The 17,379-nt window shown below is 36.5% G+C and carries 18 protein-coding genes; 9 read left to right on the forward strand and 9 right to left on the reverse strand.

The window, feature by feature from the left end; all coding sequences use genetic code 11:
• Positions 1-16 precede the first annotated feature (16 nt).
• Complete coding sequence (locus tag LZZ90_RS06405; protein ID WP_237789862.1) at positions 17-1,420, forward strand: PKD-like domain-containing protein; 1,404 nt, start codon at positions 17-19, stop codon at positions 1,418-1,420.
• 48 nt (positions 1,421-1,468) lie between these two features.
• On the opposite strand, the gene LZZ90_RS06410 is transcribed toward LZZ90_RS06405, so the two are convergent.
• The 7 genes from LZZ90_RS06410 to LZZ90_RS06440 all read right to left on the reverse strand — a co-directional run bounded on the left by LZZ90_RS06410 (position 1,469) and on the right by LZZ90_RS06440 (position 8,825).
• Positions 1,469-2,089, reverse strand: coding sequence for a DEAD/DEAH box helicase (locus LZZ90_RS06410; RefSeq protein WP_237789863.1), 621 nt, complete (start codon positions 2,087-2,089; stop codon positions 1,469-1,471).
• 17 nt (positions 2,090-2,106) lie between these two features.
• A complete protein-coding gene (locus LZZ90_RS06415) occupies positions 2,107-3,270 on the reverse strand; it encodes a sigma-54 dependent transcriptional regulator (protein WP_237789864.1) in 1,164 nt (387 codons plus the stop codon).
• Between the two features lie 62 nt (positions 3,271-3,332).
• Positions 3,333-4,517: a hypothetical protein gene (locus LZZ90_RS06420; protein ID WP_237789865.1), complete on the reverse strand. Its 1,185-nt coding sequence runs from the start codon at positions 4,515-4,517 to the stop codon at positions 3,333-3,335.
• 267 nt (positions 4,518-4,784) lie between these two features.
• A complete protein-coding gene (locus LZZ90_RS06425) occupies positions 4,785-6,089 on the reverse strand; it encodes an ABC transporter permease (protein ID WP_237789866.1) in 1,305 nt (434 codons plus the stop codon).
• Positions 6,089-7,012, reverse strand: coding sequence for an ABC transporter ATP-binding protein (locus LZZ90_RS06430; protein ID WP_237789867.1), 924 nt, complete (start codon positions 7,010-7,012; stop codon positions 6,089-6,091). Before LZZ90_RS06430 ends, LZZ90_RS06425 begins: the two co-directional genes overlap by 1 nt.
• A gap of 129 nt (positions 7,013-7,141) precedes the next feature.
• Positions 7,142-8,266 (reverse strand): molecular chaperone DnaJ, encoded by a 1,125-nt coding sequence (dnaJ, locus tag LZZ90_RS06435; RefSeq protein ID WP_237789868.1) that lies wholly within the window; start codon positions 8,264-8,266, stop codon positions 7,142-7,144.
• A 22-nt stretch (positions 8,267-8,288) separates the two neighbouring features.
• A complete protein-coding gene (locus LZZ90_RS06440) occupies positions 8,289-8,825 on the reverse strand; it encodes a nucleotide exchange factor GrpE (protein WP_370640632.1) in 537 nt (178 codons plus the stop codon).
• 206 nt (positions 8,826-9,031) lie between these two features.
• Between LZZ90_RS06440 and LZZ90_RS06445 the strand changes: the two genes are divergently transcribed.
• Complete coding sequence (locus LZZ90_RS06445) at positions 9,032-9,691, forward strand: YceI family protein (protein ID WP_237789870.1); 660 nt, start codon at positions 9,032-9,034, stop codon at positions 9,689-9,691.
• A gap of 56 nt (positions 9,692-9,747) precedes the next feature.
• Here LZZ90_RS06445 and LZZ90_RS06450 read toward each other — a convergent pair whose 3' ends face one another.
• Both LZZ90_RS06450 and LZZ90_RS06455 read right to left on the reverse strand, forming a co-directional pair.
• Entirely contained in the window at positions 9,748-10,653 is a 906-nt protein-coding gene (locus tag LZZ90_RS06450; RefSeq protein WP_237789871.1) for a TIGR01777 family oxidoreductase, read from the reverse strand.
• 81 nt (positions 10,654-10,734) lie between these two features.
• Entirely contained in the window at positions 10,735-11,187 is a 453-nt protein-coding gene (locus LZZ90_RS06455) for a DUF4442 domain-containing protein (RefSeq protein ID WP_237789872.1), read from the reverse strand.
• 173 nt (positions 11,188-11,360) lie between these two features.
• On the opposite strand from LZZ90_RS06455, the gene LZZ90_RS06460 reads away from it, so the two are divergent.
• The 7 genes from LZZ90_RS06460 (at position 11,361) to LZZ90_RS06490 (ending at position 17,337) form a co-directional block, all read left to right on the forward strand.
• Complete coding sequence (locus LZZ90_RS06460; protein WP_237789873.1) at positions 11,361-11,813, forward strand: hypothetical protein; 453 nt, start codon at positions 11,361-11,363, stop codon at positions 11,811-11,813.
• A gap of 175 nt (positions 11,814-11,988) precedes the next feature.
• Positions 11,989-12,468 (forward strand): DUF4870 domain-containing protein, encoded by a 480-nt coding sequence (locus LZZ90_RS06465; RefSeq protein ID WP_237789874.1) that lies wholly within the window; start codon positions 11,989-11,991, stop codon positions 12,466-12,468.
• 69 nt (positions 12,469-12,537) lie between these two features.
• A complete protein-coding gene (locus tag LZZ90_RS06470; RefSeq protein WP_237789875.1) occupies positions 12,538-12,870 on the forward strand; it encodes a PadR family transcriptional regulator in 333 nt (110 codons plus the stop codon).
• A 2-nt stretch (positions 12,871-12,872) separates the two neighbouring features.
• Complete coding sequence (locus LZZ90_RS06475) at positions 12,873-14,597, forward strand: PspC domain-containing protein (RefSeq protein WP_237789876.1); 1,725 nt, start codon at positions 12,873-12,875, stop codon at positions 14,595-14,597.
• Positions 14,598-14,604: 7 nt separating this feature from the next.
• Positions 14,605-15,672 (forward strand): M23 family metallopeptidase, encoded by a 1,068-nt coding sequence (locus LZZ90_RS06480; RefSeq protein ID WP_237789877.1) that lies wholly within the window; start codon positions 14,605-14,607, stop codon positions 15,670-15,672.
• An 18-nt stretch (positions 15,673-15,690) separates the two neighbouring features.
• On the forward strand, positions 15,691-16,431 hold the full coding sequence (locus tag LZZ90_RS06485) for a head GIN domain-containing protein (RefSeq protein ID WP_237789878.1): 741 nt from the start codon (positions 15,691-15,693) through the stop codon (positions 16,429-16,431).
• A gap of 72 nt (positions 16,432-16,503) precedes the next feature.
• Entirely contained in the window at positions 16,504-17,337 is an 834-nt protein-coding gene (locus LZZ90_RS06490; RefSeq protein WP_237789879.1) for a GIN domain-containing protein, read from the forward strand.
• Positions 17,338-17,379: the final 42 nt, after the last annotated feature.

The following is a 17,379-nucleotide window of genomic DNA, read 5'->3' on the forward strand; positions in this document are numbered from 1 at the left end:
TAAAAACACGACAACTTTGAAATTTTTTTTTACTTTATTCTTATTACTGACGATTAGCTTTTCGTTTGCATCAGCTAAAACAGATGATACTATTACTTGTCCAACAGCAACTATTTCTTATCCTGAAAATGTGTACTGTACTAGCGTGGCAGAATCTCAAGTTATGATAAGTGGAACTGACAATTTCACGGGAGGTGTATTTTCCAGTACCTCTGGTTTAGTTCTTAATTCTACGACGGGCCAAATTTACCCTTCTCAAAGTTTGCCAGGAGGTTACAACATCTCCTATACACTGTCTGCTACCTCAGAATGTCCTGCATTTACAACTTCAACCTATATTATCATAGAATCTTTACCAACAGCAGCTATCAGTTCAAATCCATCGTCTGTTTGCTATGGAAATTCTGCAACTGTTTTTTTCTCAGGCACAGCTTACAGTACCATAACTTACAATATAAATGGAGGTCCAAACCAAACGATTACTTTAAACCAATCAGGTTTCGCTTCAATATCAACAATGTCGCTTACCTCTAACAAAACTTATAATTTGGTAAGTGTTTCTACTTCATTAGGATGTACTTCCTCAATTTCAGGATCGAAAACTATTACTGTTTTACCTGTACCTTCTATGGCTAATACACCTAGTTCTCCATCAATATGTTCAGGTGCAACAGTGATGATTTCAATGGCTGGCTCAACTCCCAATACAACTTTTACATGGACATGCATTCAATCTGGTGTAACCGGAGCTAGTGCTGGTTCCGGAAACATGATTATGCAAACACTTTCAACAACCGGAAATACCGGTGGTCAAGTAATTTATAACATCACTCCTACAGAAAATGGATGTACCGGAACACCTCGACAAGTATTTGTAAATGTATTTCCTAACCCTGTAGCAACCTTAACTCCACCATATCAGGAGATTTCTTCAGGACAAACAACCAATTTGAGCTTATCGAGCAATCAAAATAGTACGAATTATTCATGGACCGTCAGTTCCAATAATGTAAATGGTGCAAGCTCAGGTAGTGGAAATACAATCAACCAAACACTTACATTAATTAACCCATCAGTATCTGGAACAGTAACATACTTTATCACTCCACGTACAATTTTAAACTGCTATGGCACACCAATAGTTTCAGACGTCACAGTTCAACCGAATTTGGGGGTAAACGACTTTAACAACCTTGTTTTTACTTTAAGCCCGAATCCGGTTGTTGACTATATATCTATTAAAGGAACTACGCTACTTAACCAAATTACTGTTATTAATCAGTTAGGGCAGCAAGTTTTGGAGAAGCAAGTTAATTCGAAAGAAACTCAACTGGATTTATCCGCTCTAAAAAACGGAATCTACTTTATAACATTAGAGTCCGAAAACAAAAAGACAGCTTACAAAATCATTAAGCAATAAATAAAAAAGCCTCGGTTAAATCGAGGCTTTTTTTATTTTATCTATAAACTATTCTTCATCGTCCATTTCGAAAAAGAGCGGCTCAATCATAATTTTATCGGCCATGATTTCTACTTTTTCGGTGATGACTGTACAAAAGAAAAGACGCTGCGTTTTAGCAATACTGTCTGATATCCTGGTTACTTTTGGTTCCAATCGATTTTTGAAAATAGCATCGGCATCATCCACAACAAACATTTTCAATTGGTTCACATCATAACCCGCCGTAGCAAACATATCGTTTAGACGAGTCGGTGTTCCGATTAAAACATCAATCCCGACAGAAATTTGGTTCTTGTCATAATCCAAATCGCTTTTATCGTGGGTTCCGTAAACGCGTAAATCAGTGTATTTCCCTAAAACAGAAAACATTTCGAGCATTTCAAGCATTTTCTCTTTGTCTTCCACAATGACCAGAGCTCTGGGTGACATCATGTGTGCCTTTTCCAAACGTTGGATTACGTTAAGTACAATCGTTGTGGTTTTTCCACTTCCACCGATGGATTGAATCACTGCATCTGCACCGCTTTTGATGGTAGAAAATGTTTCCTGTTGCATTTCGTTGGCTTCAATTAAATCGTGCTCAATTAATGCTTTTTGCAGGTTAGAGTTTATTTTTTTTAATTGCATTCTTCTTGATTCTTAATTTATTTGGAAGCAAACAGCTTCACATCATTTTCTGAAATTTCGTTTCCGCCTAAAATAATTAGACGTTCAACAACGTTTCTCAATTCTCTAATATTTCCCGTCCAATCGTATTCTTGCAATAATGTTATAGCACCATTTGAAAACTGCTTAACCGCATTACCCTGCTCGGAAGCAATTTTATCGGCAAAATGATTGATCAATAACGGAATATCGTCACGACGGTCGTTCAAAGCAGGAACTTTAATTAAAATTACCGCTAAACGATGATACAAATCCTCACGGAAACGACCTTCAGCGATTTCTTTTTTCAGGTCTTTATTAGTAGCGGCTACCACACGAACATCAATTTTAATATCCCTGTCTGCTCCTACTCTTTGGATTAAATTTTCTTGCAAAGCTCGCAATACTTTTGCTTGTGCCGATAAACTCATATCCCCTATTTCATCCAAGAAAATTGTTCCACCGTTTGCAGCTTCAAACTTACCAGCGCGGTCTTTCACGGCAGAAGTAAAGGCTCCTTTTACGTGTCCGAACAATTCACTTTCGATTAACTCCGATGGAATGGCTGCACAGTTTACCTCGATTAAAGGAGCCGAAGAACGCTCGCTTTTCTCATGCAGCTGATGCGCCACTAATTCCTTCCCGGTTCCGTTAGGTCCGGTGATTAATACTCGTGCTTCGGTTGGCGCTACCTTCTCAATCATTTCTTTGATTTGATTGATAGGATCACTTTCCCCAATCATTTCATAGTTTTTGGAAACTTTCTTTTTCAAGATTTTATTTTCCACTACGAGTTGTTTACGGTCTAATGCGTTGCGAACCGTGTTTAACAAACGATTCAAATCCGGTGGCTTGGAGATATAATCAAAAGCGCCTAAACGCATCGTATTTACTGCAGTTTCCAAATCTCCGTGACCGGAAATCATGACCATCGGAATTTCAGGCTTTATTTTTTTAACGGCTTCGAGTACTTCTTCACCGTCCATTTTTGGCATTTTGATGTCGCACAACACCAAGTCATAGTCTTCGTTCTTGATTTTCTCCAAGCCCTGAAGACCGTCTTCAGCTTCGTCTACCTTATAGGTATCGCTTTCTTCCGATAGGATTTTGGTTAAAACTCTACGGATTGCTGCTTCGTCTTCGATGATTAATATTTTTGACATTCTGTTGAATTTCTTTAATTACAAAGGTAAACATTAAAATTTCTCAATACTCAAACGCTTAATTACCAGTCAAATTTTAAAAGCTTGTATTGATTTTCTTTACTGTTTTCTTCAATGAGATAAATACCATTCTCAAATAAATGTGCTGCAAATTTCACTCCAACCTTTCCATTGATATATTGTTTTACATCAGCATTGAAATTTATTGCACAAATAGTATTCATATCCATTCTTATTTTATCCGACCCATCGGCAATATACAAATCGGAATCTTTTAATCCTCCAAAGGCTTTTTTACGGCTAAATTCAAAATCAACAGCACCTAATATAGTTGTGGGTTTATTTTCTAGAATCTCACCATTTTCAAGATTGATTTTATAAAAAACAGATACATCCGACAAAAATCGTTTACACCAAAACCCTAAAGAGTTATTATTTAAAAATATCAGTTTAAAAGTTTGACCTGTAACATAGTTCTTTTGTGTATCCTGATCATTACGATGATCTTTTTGCACCTTCCAAAGCAGATTTCCTTTGGAATCAAATTTATGAATATAAAACCCTCCTAAAACCTGCTCATCCTTCTTATCTTTTGTGCTAAACAATCCATAAACATAAAAACTGTTTTGGTTAGGGGCAATCATTAATTTAACAGCACCTCCATCTGTTGATTCGTAAACAGCATAGTCCCTTCTATAACCTTTCAATATACTGTTTTCACTGCCTCCGTTAGTATACTTATTAAAAATTTTCTCTTGTTCCAATTCCATTGTAAAAGGAATATTATCAATCAGTTTCCCTTCGTAATCAAAAGAAACCAAAGCACAAACGTTCTTTTTATTGTCGTTGTAAAGTTCATTCAGGATAAAAAAAACCTTTTCATTAGTATGACTTTGATATTGATAAAACACTCTGGCATTGGGAAATGACTGCATAGGCAGGTCGATCTTAACAAGTTTGGTCGCAAGAGTTTTAACATCAGTCATGTAAAAATACAAGTCAGTATACTCTGTCCCTGCCATGATCGATTTAAACTTTCTCTTTTCATGTTTTCCGAAACAAATTTGATGCGAATCTGTGTTAAATACTTTTATAACTTCTTTTAAAGGCCCTCTGTTTTTTTTACCCTCAATGATTTTCTGCTCATTGTTAGATGAAAAATAATGGGAATTTTTCTCGCTGAATGCTGTTGCAGCTTGTCTGTAAAAACCTGACAATCTACCTGTTGGAGTTGTAATACCTTCCAATTCCAAACTAATTTTAGATAAATCGATATCTTCCGTTTTTTCCAAAGAGGATGAATACAACATCATTTTTTTATCTAATGGTGGATTTACAAACTCCATAATCCTACCAAATTGGAAATAAACCCCATGATTATCCAGGAATTTATACTCAAACAACTGCTTATTGGAGGGCAACTCAACTTCTTTAGATTGAGAAAAACATGCTTTAAAAACAAAAATAAATAGTAGTGTGTACAGGTATTTTTTCATAATCAACAATTTCGGCTTTTAATATTTCAACCACTTAAACAATTCTTTCCAAGTCGGTTTTTTACCATACATTAAAATTCCCACACGATAAATTTTAGAAGCAAACCAAACCACCCCAAGGAATGTTCCAAACAATAATGTAATGGAAATGGCCAGCTGCCACCAAGGCACTCCGAACGGAATACGCATCAGCATTACAATTGGAGAAGTAAGCGGAATCATGGAAAATATTGTAGCCACCGTTCCGTGCGGATCGTTCATAACGGTGAAGAAACCTACGTAAACCCCTAACATTAAGGGCATAATGATCGGTAATAAGAATTGCTGAGAATCGGTTTCAGAATCTACAGCTGCTCCAATGGCTGCATATAAAGAACTGTACAAAAAGTAACCACCAATAAAATAAATGATGAAACAGGCAATTAACGTTCCTATGGGTAAATTCCATATTTCATTGATATACAACTGAATCGTTCCTCCCATTTGCTGTTGCGCTGCAGTAACAATTTCAGGATCTACAGCAGCCTGCGCTCCGGTTTGTACTCCAAAAAACGAAGAAACTCCAATCAAAAGCGCGACCCCAACAATAGCCCAAATTGCAAACTGAAGGATTCCCGCCAAAGAATTTCCAATGATTTTCCCCATCATCAACTGATACGGTTTCACCGAAGAAATGATGATTTCGATAATACGGTTCGTTTTTTCCTCAATCACACTGCGCATTACAAAGTTTCCGTAGATGATGATGAACATCATAATCAAATACCCGAAAGCCGAACCAATACCGATCTTGATTTCGTTCAAGCCTTTTAAGGAGTTTTCTCCAGAGAATTTCTGGATATGAATATCGGATTTCACCTGAGCACTGTCAATTTTGGAAGAATCAAAGCCAAGTTCTTTTAAATTATTTTGGGTTAATTGATGGTCGATCACGTCTTCCATTTCCATGATGAATTCCATGCTTGGGCTGTCATCGGAAATGTATTCCACTTTGTTTACCAAATCTTTCGGATTGGCTACTTTAGGAATGTAAATCAAACCTTCATAACTTTTACTGGCCGTATCCTTTGCTGCTTTAAACGGCATTGCGGATAAATCTGTATAAACTGTTTCTTTGGAATTTTTGAAGTCTTTTTTAAACAGTCCTGACTGGTCGTGAATCGCGATTCGTTTTACTTCACCTTCATTCATACTCGCTAAATAACCAATCAAAAATGACATCCCGACAATTAAAAGCGGACTTAAAAATGTCATTACGATAAACGATTTATTGCGCACTTTGGCAATAAATTCCCTTTTTATGATAAGTGATAAAACTCCCATTATTGTTTGGTTACAGTTTGAATAAAAATATCGTTGATGCTCGGAATCTTTTCCACGAAATGGGTCACTTGCCCGTTTTGCGTTAAAATGTTAAGCAACTCATTTGGAGCAGCTCCGTTTAATTGTACTTGTAATTTCAATTCGTCGTTTAACGATTTGAAATCGGTTTGTTCTAATTTGAATTTTTGGGTCAAATCGTACATCAAACGCTCAACATTATTGGATAAAATCCCTACTTCATAAGCATTGGTTCGGTGTGATTTTTTAACATCGATTAACTTTCCTTCGATTAATTTATTCGATTTATGAATTAAGGCAATATGATCGCACATTTCCTCCACACTTTCCATACGGTGCGTTGAAAAAATCACAGATGTTCCTTTTTTGTTGAGTTCGATGATTTCATCCTTGATTAAATTCGCGTTAACCGGATCAAAACCTGAAAACGGTTCGTCCAGAATCAATAGTTTAGGCTGATGCAAAACTGTTACGATGAACTGTACTTTTTGCGCCATTCCTTTGGACAATTCCTGAATTTTCTTGTTCCACCAGCTTTCGATTTCGAATTTTTCGAACCAATATTTAAGTTGTTTTTTTGCCTCGGAAGCGGAAATCCCTTTCAATTGCGCAAGGTACATGCATTGCTCGCCCACTTTCATGGTTTTGTACAAGCCACGCTCTTCCGGCATATAACCTATGAATTGCACGTGTTTGGGAGCTAGTTTTTCGCCATCCAAAATGACTTGACCGCCGTCGGGCATGGTAATCTGGTTGATGATACGTATTAAAGAGGTTTTTCCGGCACCATTGGGGCCAAGCAGCCCGTAAATACTGCCTTTTGGTACAGTTAACGAAACGCTGTTCAGCGCGGTATAATCGCCATATTGCTTGACAACATTATGCACTTCAAGAATTGAACTCATGAATATATTTTGTTTTTGTAAATGTAAGTATTTGATGCGAGATCTGTGAATTTGTTACACAAAAAACCCACCCTAATTTGCATCAGGATGGGAAAAAAATTGCTATGAATACTCATAACAATAAAAAAATTATGAAAACATGTCTTTTACTTTTTCAAAGAAAGACTTGTCTGATTTTTCAGGCTTCGGAACAAAATTAGGATCTTCCATCATTTTCTCGAAGAATTGTTTTTGCTCTTTGTTTAAGGTTTTCGGTGTCCAAACGTTTACATGAACCAGCAAATCACCACTTCCGTAACTGTTCAAACTTGGAATTCCTTTTCCTTTTAAACGAAGAATTTTTCCGGATTGGATACCTTCTTCCAATTTGATGCGCACTTTACCTCCAACGGTTTCAATTTCTTTAGATGTTCCTAAAGCCGCTTCAGCAAAACTAATGTACAAATCGTAATGCAGGTTTTCGCCTTCACGTTTTAACGTTTCGTGCTCGACTTCTTCAATCACCACAATCAAATCTCCCGGAATACCATTTGCTCCCGGTGCGTCGTTTCCTTTTGATGAAACTTTTAACTGCATACCATCTACTACTCCTGCAGGAATTTTGATCGATACGGTTTCGTCTTCCAGAATCATTCCGTGTGCATCGGCCCCAGCTGGTTTACTGTCAATCATTTGACCCGTTCCACCACAAGAAGTACACGGAGAAGATGTTTGCATTCTACCTAAAATTGTATTGGTCACACGCGTTACCTGACCCGAACCATGACACGTTGGACAAGTTCTGTAAGTAACACCCTGTGCTTGAACTTTACGTTTAACTTTTACTTTTTTCTCTACCCCGTGAGCAATTTCCTCCAAGGTAAGCTTTACTTTAATACGAAGGTTGCTTCCTTTCATTCTGCGTTGGCCGCCACCGCCACCAAAACCTCCGAATCCACCACCAAAGGCTCCTCCGAAGATATCACCGAACTGGCTGAAAATATCATCCATGTTCATGTGGTGACCACCTCCGCCAAATCCTCCGGCTCCGTCAAAGGCTGCATGGCCGTATTGGTCGTAACGTGCTTTTTTGTCAGCATCGCCTAAAACTTCGTAGGCTTCTGCTGCTTCTTTAAACTTGTCTTCCGCTACTTTATCGCCCGGGTTTTTATCAGGGTGAAATTCAATAGCTTTCTTACGGTAGGCTTTTTTAATTTGCTCCGGTGTGGCGTTTTTATCAACTCCTAATACTTCGTATAAGTCTCTTTTCTTCATTAGTCTTGTTAATTTTTCAGAGTTATGCTCCGATAACTACTTTAGGGAAACGAATAATTTTGTCGCCTAATTTATAGCCTTTTTCCACAACATCAACCACTTTTCCTTTCATATCGTCTCCGGCTGGAATTTGAGTAATTGCCTCGGCAAAATCGGCATTGAAATCATCACCTGCTTTTAGCTCCACTTCTTCTAAACCTTTTGAAACTAAAGTCGATTTCAATTTATCGTAAATTAATTCTACTCCCTTTACCAAAGCTTCATCTTCCGATTTGGAAATTTGAGTAAGCGCTCTGTCAAAATCATCCATTACCGGCAACATCGACTGTAAAACTTCCCGACCAGCTGTTTTAAAAAGCTCTACACGCTCTTTGGAAGTTCTTTTCTTATAATTCTCAAACTCCGCAAACAAACGCAAAAACTTGTCTTTCTCTTTTGCTAAATCTTCCTGCAATTGTTCTTCAACGGTTAATTCAGGATTGGTAATTTCCTGATTTTCTGAAACATTTTCATTATGCAACGGCTCTTTCTCGATGTTTTCAGTACTTTCCTTGGTCATATTTTTGAATATTTTTTTAAACATTTATGCAATTCACTTCAAATAAGATTGCAAAAGTATTGCCAAAGCATCAAAAAATGCCAATTTGTCATTTGTTTTTTTTCATAAAAATTAAAAGTCAAAATATCCATACCAACTTTAATATAATTTTAAGAAGTTTTTGTTTACGAATTAATAGATTTGTGTAACGCGTAAAATCATCAATTATGAAAAAAATCATCTTAAGTTTAGCAATTATAGCATCGATTTTAACTGTTTCCTGCAAAAAAGACGCGGCAGAAACCCAAACAAATGATGCTGAGAAAATAACTGCTGTCCAAGGGAATGAGTACAACGCCGACATTAAAGCTTCGGTTATTAATTGGGGGGGATCAAAACCAGGTGGAAAGCACAGAGGTACGATAAATCTTCAGGATGGCGTAATCACGGTTAAAGACAATAAAGTGGTGGGCGGAAAATTTACCATCAACATGAGTACCATAACCGTTACTGATTTAAAAGCAGACGACGGAAAAGAAGATTTGGAAGCACATTTAAAAGGAACCGGTGACAAAGCGGGACAAGATCATTTTTTTAACATTCAAAAATATCCCACTGGGCTATTTGTTATTAATAAAGTAGAAGACGAGAAAGGAAAAACCATTGTTTATGGAAACCTTTCTCTGAAAAACATAACCAAAGCGGTTAATTTTCCAGCTATCATCTCTGTTTCAGACAAGACCGTTAGTATTGAAAGTGACACTTTGGTATTAAACAGAACCTATTGGGGAGTTAATTATGGTTCCAAATCAATTTTTGACAACCTGAAAGACAAATTTATAAACGACGAAATCCAAGTAAAAGTAAACGTTAAAGCCACAAAATAATTATTAATTCACCTTACGTTATAATTTTAAAAAGCACCGCTGGTTCGGTGCTTTTTTTATACCAGAAGATTATCCAGTGCTTTATCTAAGATTTTGTACTTGTATTGAAATCCGTTATCTAACGCTTTTTGAGCACTTACGTTCTGGCTTTCAAACAATAGGATGTGCATATCTCCCAACAACAGTTTCATTAAAAATTGAGGCACATTGGGTATAACAAGGTCTTTGTCCAAAATTCCTGCTATGGATTTTATAAGTTCCGAATTTGTAACCGGATGCGGGGCCACAGCATTAAACACACCATTCCAATTATTCTGAATGGCATACAAAAACATATTGGCCAAGTCATGAATATGAATCCAGGACTGCATTTGCTTGCCGTTTCCAAAGGCTGCTCCTATTCCTGATTTAACAGGTTTTACCAACTCGGGAAATGCTCCTCCTTGTTTAGCAAGAACCAATCCTATCCTTAATTTACAAACTGAAATATTAAGGCGACGGAATTTTTCCAACGAAGCTTCCCATTTTTCGGTCACGGTTCCCAAAAAAGTTGGACTTATCTCCTTATTTTCTTCAGTGTATAATTTCTCGAAACTGCTCGGATAAATTCCTATTGCAGAAGCTGAAATAATTTGCTTAACCTGATTAGGATTGTTTTTTAGAGCATTAAACAAAAGGTTTGTAGTTAAAATACGACTCTCAATGATTTCCTGTTTATAAGAATTTGTCCAGCGTTTAGCAATACTGGCTCCTGCCAAATGAACAATAGCATCTACACCCAAAAGACAATTTTCATCAATGGTTCCTTTTTCGGGGTTCCAGAGAAAACCGTGGTAATTAGGCTCACTTTCTATTTTTTTGGAAGAAGTAGTTAGATAGTGGATGGATATTCCGTTTTGCAAAAGCAGCGAAACCAGCTCTTTCCCTATCAAACCAGTGGCTCCTGTTACCAAAACTTTCATACTCAGCTTTTTATTACAAATTTAAAAGCCAATGCATAAAAATAAATGTTAATTAAGGTAGGTTTAACTTTTCGAGGGAAATTACTTTATTTTAATGCTCCATTCAAAATCCATTTCAGAAACCTGATCGCCTTTTTCATCGGTTCCGATAGATTTCATCCAGAAGGTTTGCCCTTCTCCGGTAGCAATGGTGCGCTCAATGGCTTCTTCAATTAAATGACCGTCTTTACACATAAAAGTAATTCGTCCTTTAGCCTTTTTGCTGAAATTACCTTTATTATTAGCCACTAACATGGAAATATTTTTACCGCTCTTCTTTATCTGATACATCACCAAAGCTCCGGTAGTAAGCTCTGCCGCCATCGCCTGAACCGCAAAATACATGGAGTTAAAAGGATTTTGATTAATCCAACGATGCTTTACACTAACCGTACATTGCTCGGTGGAAATCTGTTTTACACGCACTCCACTCCAAAAAGCGGACGGTAATTTAAAAAACAAAAAAGTATTCAATTTTGACGGTGTAAACTCCATAAACCTTTATTTTTCGCTAAGATACAAAAAAATACTATGCGTTCATATAAAAATCAATTTGTTAAATAAATGTTAATTTACAGTACTTTGTATTGCAAGGTATCTTCTTTTAGCCTTATCTTTGTATAAGAAATTAATGGCTAATCAATAGTATTATAAAAATAAAAAACATCATGAAAACATCAATCATTTATTTAGGTATCGCTTTACTAACATTTTCAAATGTTATTCCGGCATTAAGTCAAGAATCTTTTATTAAAGGTGAAAGTTTGGCTCAAAAAGTAAGTTCAACGCAAAGCAAAAGCAGAAATGCTTCAGAAGAGGTTTCAATTAAAAGAAACAGCAATGCAGAGCAAAATGTTGTAAGTTTTGATCCGGAAGCAATCGCTGCTCCTGCTTATGAAAAAACCATAGAGGAAATCATTGCTGAAAACAATCTAATTACAGAAAGTTCTTTATTAGCTGAACTAAATGCCGATAAAAATCAAATCGAAGTTAAAATTGACGGAATTCCATCAAACTTTGAAAAAACAACAGAAGAAAGAATACTGGAGGACAGCCAAATCATCGAAAGCCAACTTTCAGAATTAAATCAAATGGCAGTTGAAACCAAAACAAGGAAGTAATATTTCTAAACATCTTATAAAGAACTAAAACAGAAATGTTAAAAAAAAGTTAATTTCTAGTATTATGTATTACAAGGTATCTTCTTTTAGACTTATCTTTGTATAAGAAATTAATAGCTTATCAATAGTATTATAATAATATCGTCATTTCAATCATCAACCAAAAAACAAAACCATGACAGCTTTAACCTTTAAAAACACAATGGCTACTTCAAGCGAAAGAAACACAGCAACACTGATTCACTTAAGCACTTTAAGCCAGTATTTTATTCCGTTTGGAAATTATTTCTTTCCGCTAATCATTTGGGCCTTCAAAAGAGACAAATCCGAATTTGTGGATTACAACGGAAAACAAGCCATGAACTTTCAGCTTAGTATGTTGTTGTATTCATTCATTCTTTTGGTAATCGCAGTTCCTATTTTGCTTTACACGATCTTTAAAAATGTAAGTTTTTACGAAATGCAAAACGGAAACTTCGAACTGGATCAACTTTCAACAGGAAACATCACAGGAATTGTTGCTGTAGCTTTAATGGCTGCCTTTATCTTCTGTTCCTTAAAAGTAGTAGAGTTTTTTATGGTAATCTATGCCGCGGTTAAAAGCAGCAGCGGAGAAACCTTTAAATATCCATTGAGTATTTCATTTTTAAAATAAAATCATCAATCATCACCAATCAATCATCAATCAAAAAATGAACAGTTTAAACCTTAAAAAAGAAATTCTATGAACATTGAGAACACCAAAGCTCAGATGCGTAAAGGAGTTTTAGAGTTCTGTATCCTTTCGGTATTAAAAGAAAAAGATGCCTACACTTCAGAAATCCTAGACACCTTGAAAAACGCTAAGTTATTAGTGGTTGAGGGAACCGTTTACCCCCTACTAACACGCTTAAAAAACGACGGATTACTCAACTATCGTTGGGAAGAATCCACATCGGGACCACCCAGAAAATATTACGGTTTAACCGATGAAGGACACGAATTTTTAAAAGAATTAGACGGAACCTGGAACGAATTAGCCGGAGCCGTTAACACAATAACCAGCCAAAACCAATAGTCATGAACAAAACAGTAAGCATAAATTTAGGAGGTCTTCCATTTAACATCGACGAAGACGCCTTTCAAAAACTGAGTCGTTATTTTGATGCGATAAAGAAATCTCTTGCCCCTGATGGTAGAGACGAAATCATAAGCGACATCGAGAGCCGAGTTGCAGAATTATTATCTGAAAAACTTAACAACGACAAACAAGTTGTAGGACTTACCGAAATTGACCAGGTTATTGCAGTAATGGGACAACCGGAAGATTACAGAATCGAAGAGGAAACCACACAAAACACCTACACAACTTACAATCCGTCAGGGTCTAAAAAATTATACCGTGACAAAGAAAAAGGAATGTTAGGCGGTGTGGCAGCAGGTTTCGGTCATTATTTAGGTTTTGACCCGCTTTGGATCCGTTTATTCTTGATTTTATTGGTTATTGCAGGATTTGGAACCGGTATTTTAGTGTACATTATCTTCTGGGTATTGGTTCCCGAAGCTAAAACCACAGCAGAAAAACTGGAAATGACCGGCCAACCGATTACCATCTCAAATATCGAGAAAAAAGTAAAGGAAGGCTTTGCTGAAATTTCCGATACGATAAACAACATCGATCATCAGAAAATTGCGGATAACGCTAAAAGTGGTGCCCAAAAAATCGGAAGCTCGCTTGAGGAAGTTTTCATGACCATTTTCCGTGTGATTGCTAAAGTAATTGGAGCGTTTATCGTGGTAATTTCAGCATCATCACTAATCGGAATCATTATTTTTTCTATCATGTTGATTTTTTCTTCAACTATGACTGATGCACCTTGGTTTAATTACATCAACGCCGGAAACTATACTGATATTCCAATGTGGTTGTTAGGAATCCTGACGTTATTTGCAATTGGTATCCCGTTCTTTTTCTTATTCTTATTAGGATTGAAATTATTGGTAAGCAATTTGAAATCAATCGGAAACTACGCTAAGTTTACTTTGTTAGGCGTTTGGTTGATTGCCGTTGCAGCGATGATTTACTACGGAATTCGTCAGGCAACTGAAGTTGGTTACGATGGTAAAGTGGTTAAAAAAGAGCAATTGATGTTATCTCCAAACGACACTTTACACATCAAATTCCGTTTCAACGATTATTTTTCTAAAACGGCTGATAGCGAGACCGATTTCCGTTTCACACAGGATTCTTTACAAAATGAAGTAATTTACTCCAACAATGTAGAACTTCACATTCTAAAAACTACGGAGCAGCCTTACCTTCAAATTGAAAAAACCGCAGAAGGAAAATCTTTGGCAGATGCACGAAAAAGAGCTGAGAAAATAAAATTCAGCTACACCATTGATCCAAACACGATTATTTTAGACAATTATCTTTTAACGGATATCGAAAGTAAATTCAGAAACCAGAAAGTAAAAGTATTCTTGTACCTAAATGAAGGAACGATCATCAACCCGGATGAGAACACTTCAAAATATTTAGACAACGATTACTCTAACTATTACTTCTATTCTGACAGCAACCAAAACCTTTACAAACTTGAAAAAGAAGAGTTAAAGTGTTTAAACTGCCCTGAAGACGATGAAGACTGGAATCAAGAGGAGCCAGACAGTACAGCCACAAAAACCACTACAATAAAAATCAATGAAGATGGTTTGCAAATAAAGGAAAGTAAAAAAGTAACCAACAAAGAGATTAAAGACATTGATTACCAACAGGATAAAGTAATCATTACTACCAAATAACTAACTAATGAAATCATCAATCAAATATTATTTAGCGTTAGTTAATTTGGCAGGTGTAACCTGGTTGTCTACTGCTCAGGAAGTCCTCATCAGTCATAAACCTGAGCAGCCGATAATCGAAACAATGGAAAACAAAAGTGTTCTTAATTTCGATTTCATCATCAGCAATACTTCTAAAGACACGTTACAACTTACTCGTTTGGAAGTAAAGTTTTTCGACAAAAACAACCAACTTATCCAACAAAAGTTCTTAGACAACAACGGTACGGCACCAAGCATTAACACCATTCCTACTCATCAATGGAATGGTGTTTCCAAAACACTGATATTCAATCCTTTTGAAGAAGTCTATCCGTTAACCGAAAAACTTGAGTTCACATTTACATTCAACGATAAAATTGAAGTAAAGCAAATTGTTCTTCCAAAAAAGTATCACCAATCCAGTGATTTTATCTTACCTTTAAAATCCAAAATTCTGGTATACGACGGACATGATTTTTATTCACACCACCGTCGTTTCAATTATGAATTTGAGCCGATAAAGGAATTAGGTTTCGATGGGAATTTCATGAGATACGCCTACGATTTTGTGGTTCTGAACAATGAAGGAAAACAATTTGAAGGAAAATCGGAAGAAAATTCAAACTGGTTTGGTTTTTCAAAAGACGTTCTTGCGGTAGCCGATGGAGAAATTATTGCTGTGGAAACCAACCAGAAAGACGACAAGAATTTCGATGTTCCCAGTTTAAAAAACAACCCGTTGGCACTTTACGGCAACTATGTTGTAATTAAACATCAGGAAGGTGTTTACAGTATGTACGGTCATTTACTTAATAAAAGTTCTTCGGCACTTAAAGTCGGAAATAAAATAAAAAAAGGGCAGAAAATAGGACAAATCGGAACTTCAGGAAGTTCGTTTTTCCCGCATTTGCACTTTGAAATACGCAACAGCATCGACCATCACTCGGAAGGATTGCCATCGTATTTTACCAACTATTCGGTTTTTATGGGCTCTGCTAAAAAAGACATCAGCAAAGGAACAGTAACCACCGGAGACATCATTCAATCAAAATAAAACTCAAAAAACAAACACATGATAAAATTAGTTATTCATCTGACAAAAATAGTAATCGCGGCCACGGTGGCTTTATTATTCAGTTCATGCAACATGAACATCAGTTCTCTAAAAAAAGTAGAAGGAAGCGGTGAGGTAAAATCACACATCAGAAACATTACTACTGTTTTCAATTCCGTTTCAGCCAGCAATGGTTTAGACATTGTTTTAGAACAAGGTAACGCCATTCGAGTAAGAGTTGAAGCCGACGACAATTTACATGAGCACATCAAAACAGAAGTAACCGAAGGAGAGTTAAAAATCTATTCTGATGTGAACATCCGAAATGCCAAATCAAAAAAAGTATATGTAACCCTACCAAGACTGAATTATTTGGAAACTTCAAGTGGAGCATCGGTAACCAGTGCAAACATCTTAGAAAACACTTCTATGGATTTTTCCTCAAGCAGCGGCAGTGAAATTATTGTAAAAGTAAATGCTGAAACCGTAAGTTGTGACAGCAGCAGCGGAAGTGAAATCATAATTTCAGGAAAAGCAGACCGATTGGAAACAGAATCCTCAAGCGGAAGTTCTATCAATGCTTATGAATTGAACGTTAAAAATGCTTTGGCCGATTCTTCAAGCGGAAGCAGCATTGCCCTGAACGCAACGGAAACTTTAACGGCGGAAGCCTCAAGCGGAAGCTCGGTTTCCTATGAAAAAGAGCCAAAAACCGTGAACAAAAAAGTGAGTTCGGGAGGCAGCGTCAGTAAAGAATAATCAAAATTTAAAAACATCAGTATTCGCTGATGTTTTTTTTTATATTTGTGAAAACTATAGAATATAACCCCAATGAGAAAACTGTACTTTATCCTGCTTGCTTTAGTAATCACATCGGTTTCCTTTGCCCAGAAAAAGGAAAAAATAAAAGGTTCGAAAATTGTTACGGTAACTCAGAAAGAAGTGGAGCCGTTTGAGAATCTGGAAATTGACGACAACCTGGAAATTTTCATCATTAAAGGCGATAAGCAAAGCATCGAAATTGAAGCCGATGACAACCTGCATGAAGTACTGAAGCATGAAATGGTGGGCAATTCTCTTCATCTGAGTTCCACCAAAGAAGTGACCGGAGCGAAAAAATTCAGTGTTCGCGTTACTTATACTGACAATCTGAAACTGATTACGGTAAAAAGTGAAGCACAGTTAAACTCACTGGCCGATTTGCAGGGCGACAACATCACGGTTAAAAATTACGATTATTCCAAATCGTACCTTAATGTAAAAGCAACTCATTTTACCTTAATTATGAACGATAAAAGTAAAGCGGAACTCAATGCAAAATCAGAATCTGTTACGGTAGAATTGAGCAAAAATGCAGAGATTAAAGCACTGGTAGCCACACAAAACCTAAAATTGGATATGTACCAAAAAACTACTGCCAATGTTGAAGGTGATGCGGCTATGGCTAAAATTCGCTTGGATAATAATTCCAACTTAACCGGAAAAAAATTAATCGCTACTGATATGGAACTGATTGCCGAATCGTATTCGAATGTAAGTGTAAATGCGACGAAAACCATTAGCATTACAGCCACCGGAAAATCAGAAATTCAATTACTTGGGGCGCCGAAAATCAATATGATTAACTTTGCAGACAATGCAACGCTTTACAAGAAAATGCAATAATCAAAAAAATAAGCATAAAAAAACCAACCGCAGGGTTGGTTT

The organism is Flavobacterium sp. SM15 (assembly GCF_022012335.1).
Lineage (GTDB): Bacteria > Bacteroidota > Bacteroidia > Flavobacteriales > Flavobacteriaceae > Flavobacterium.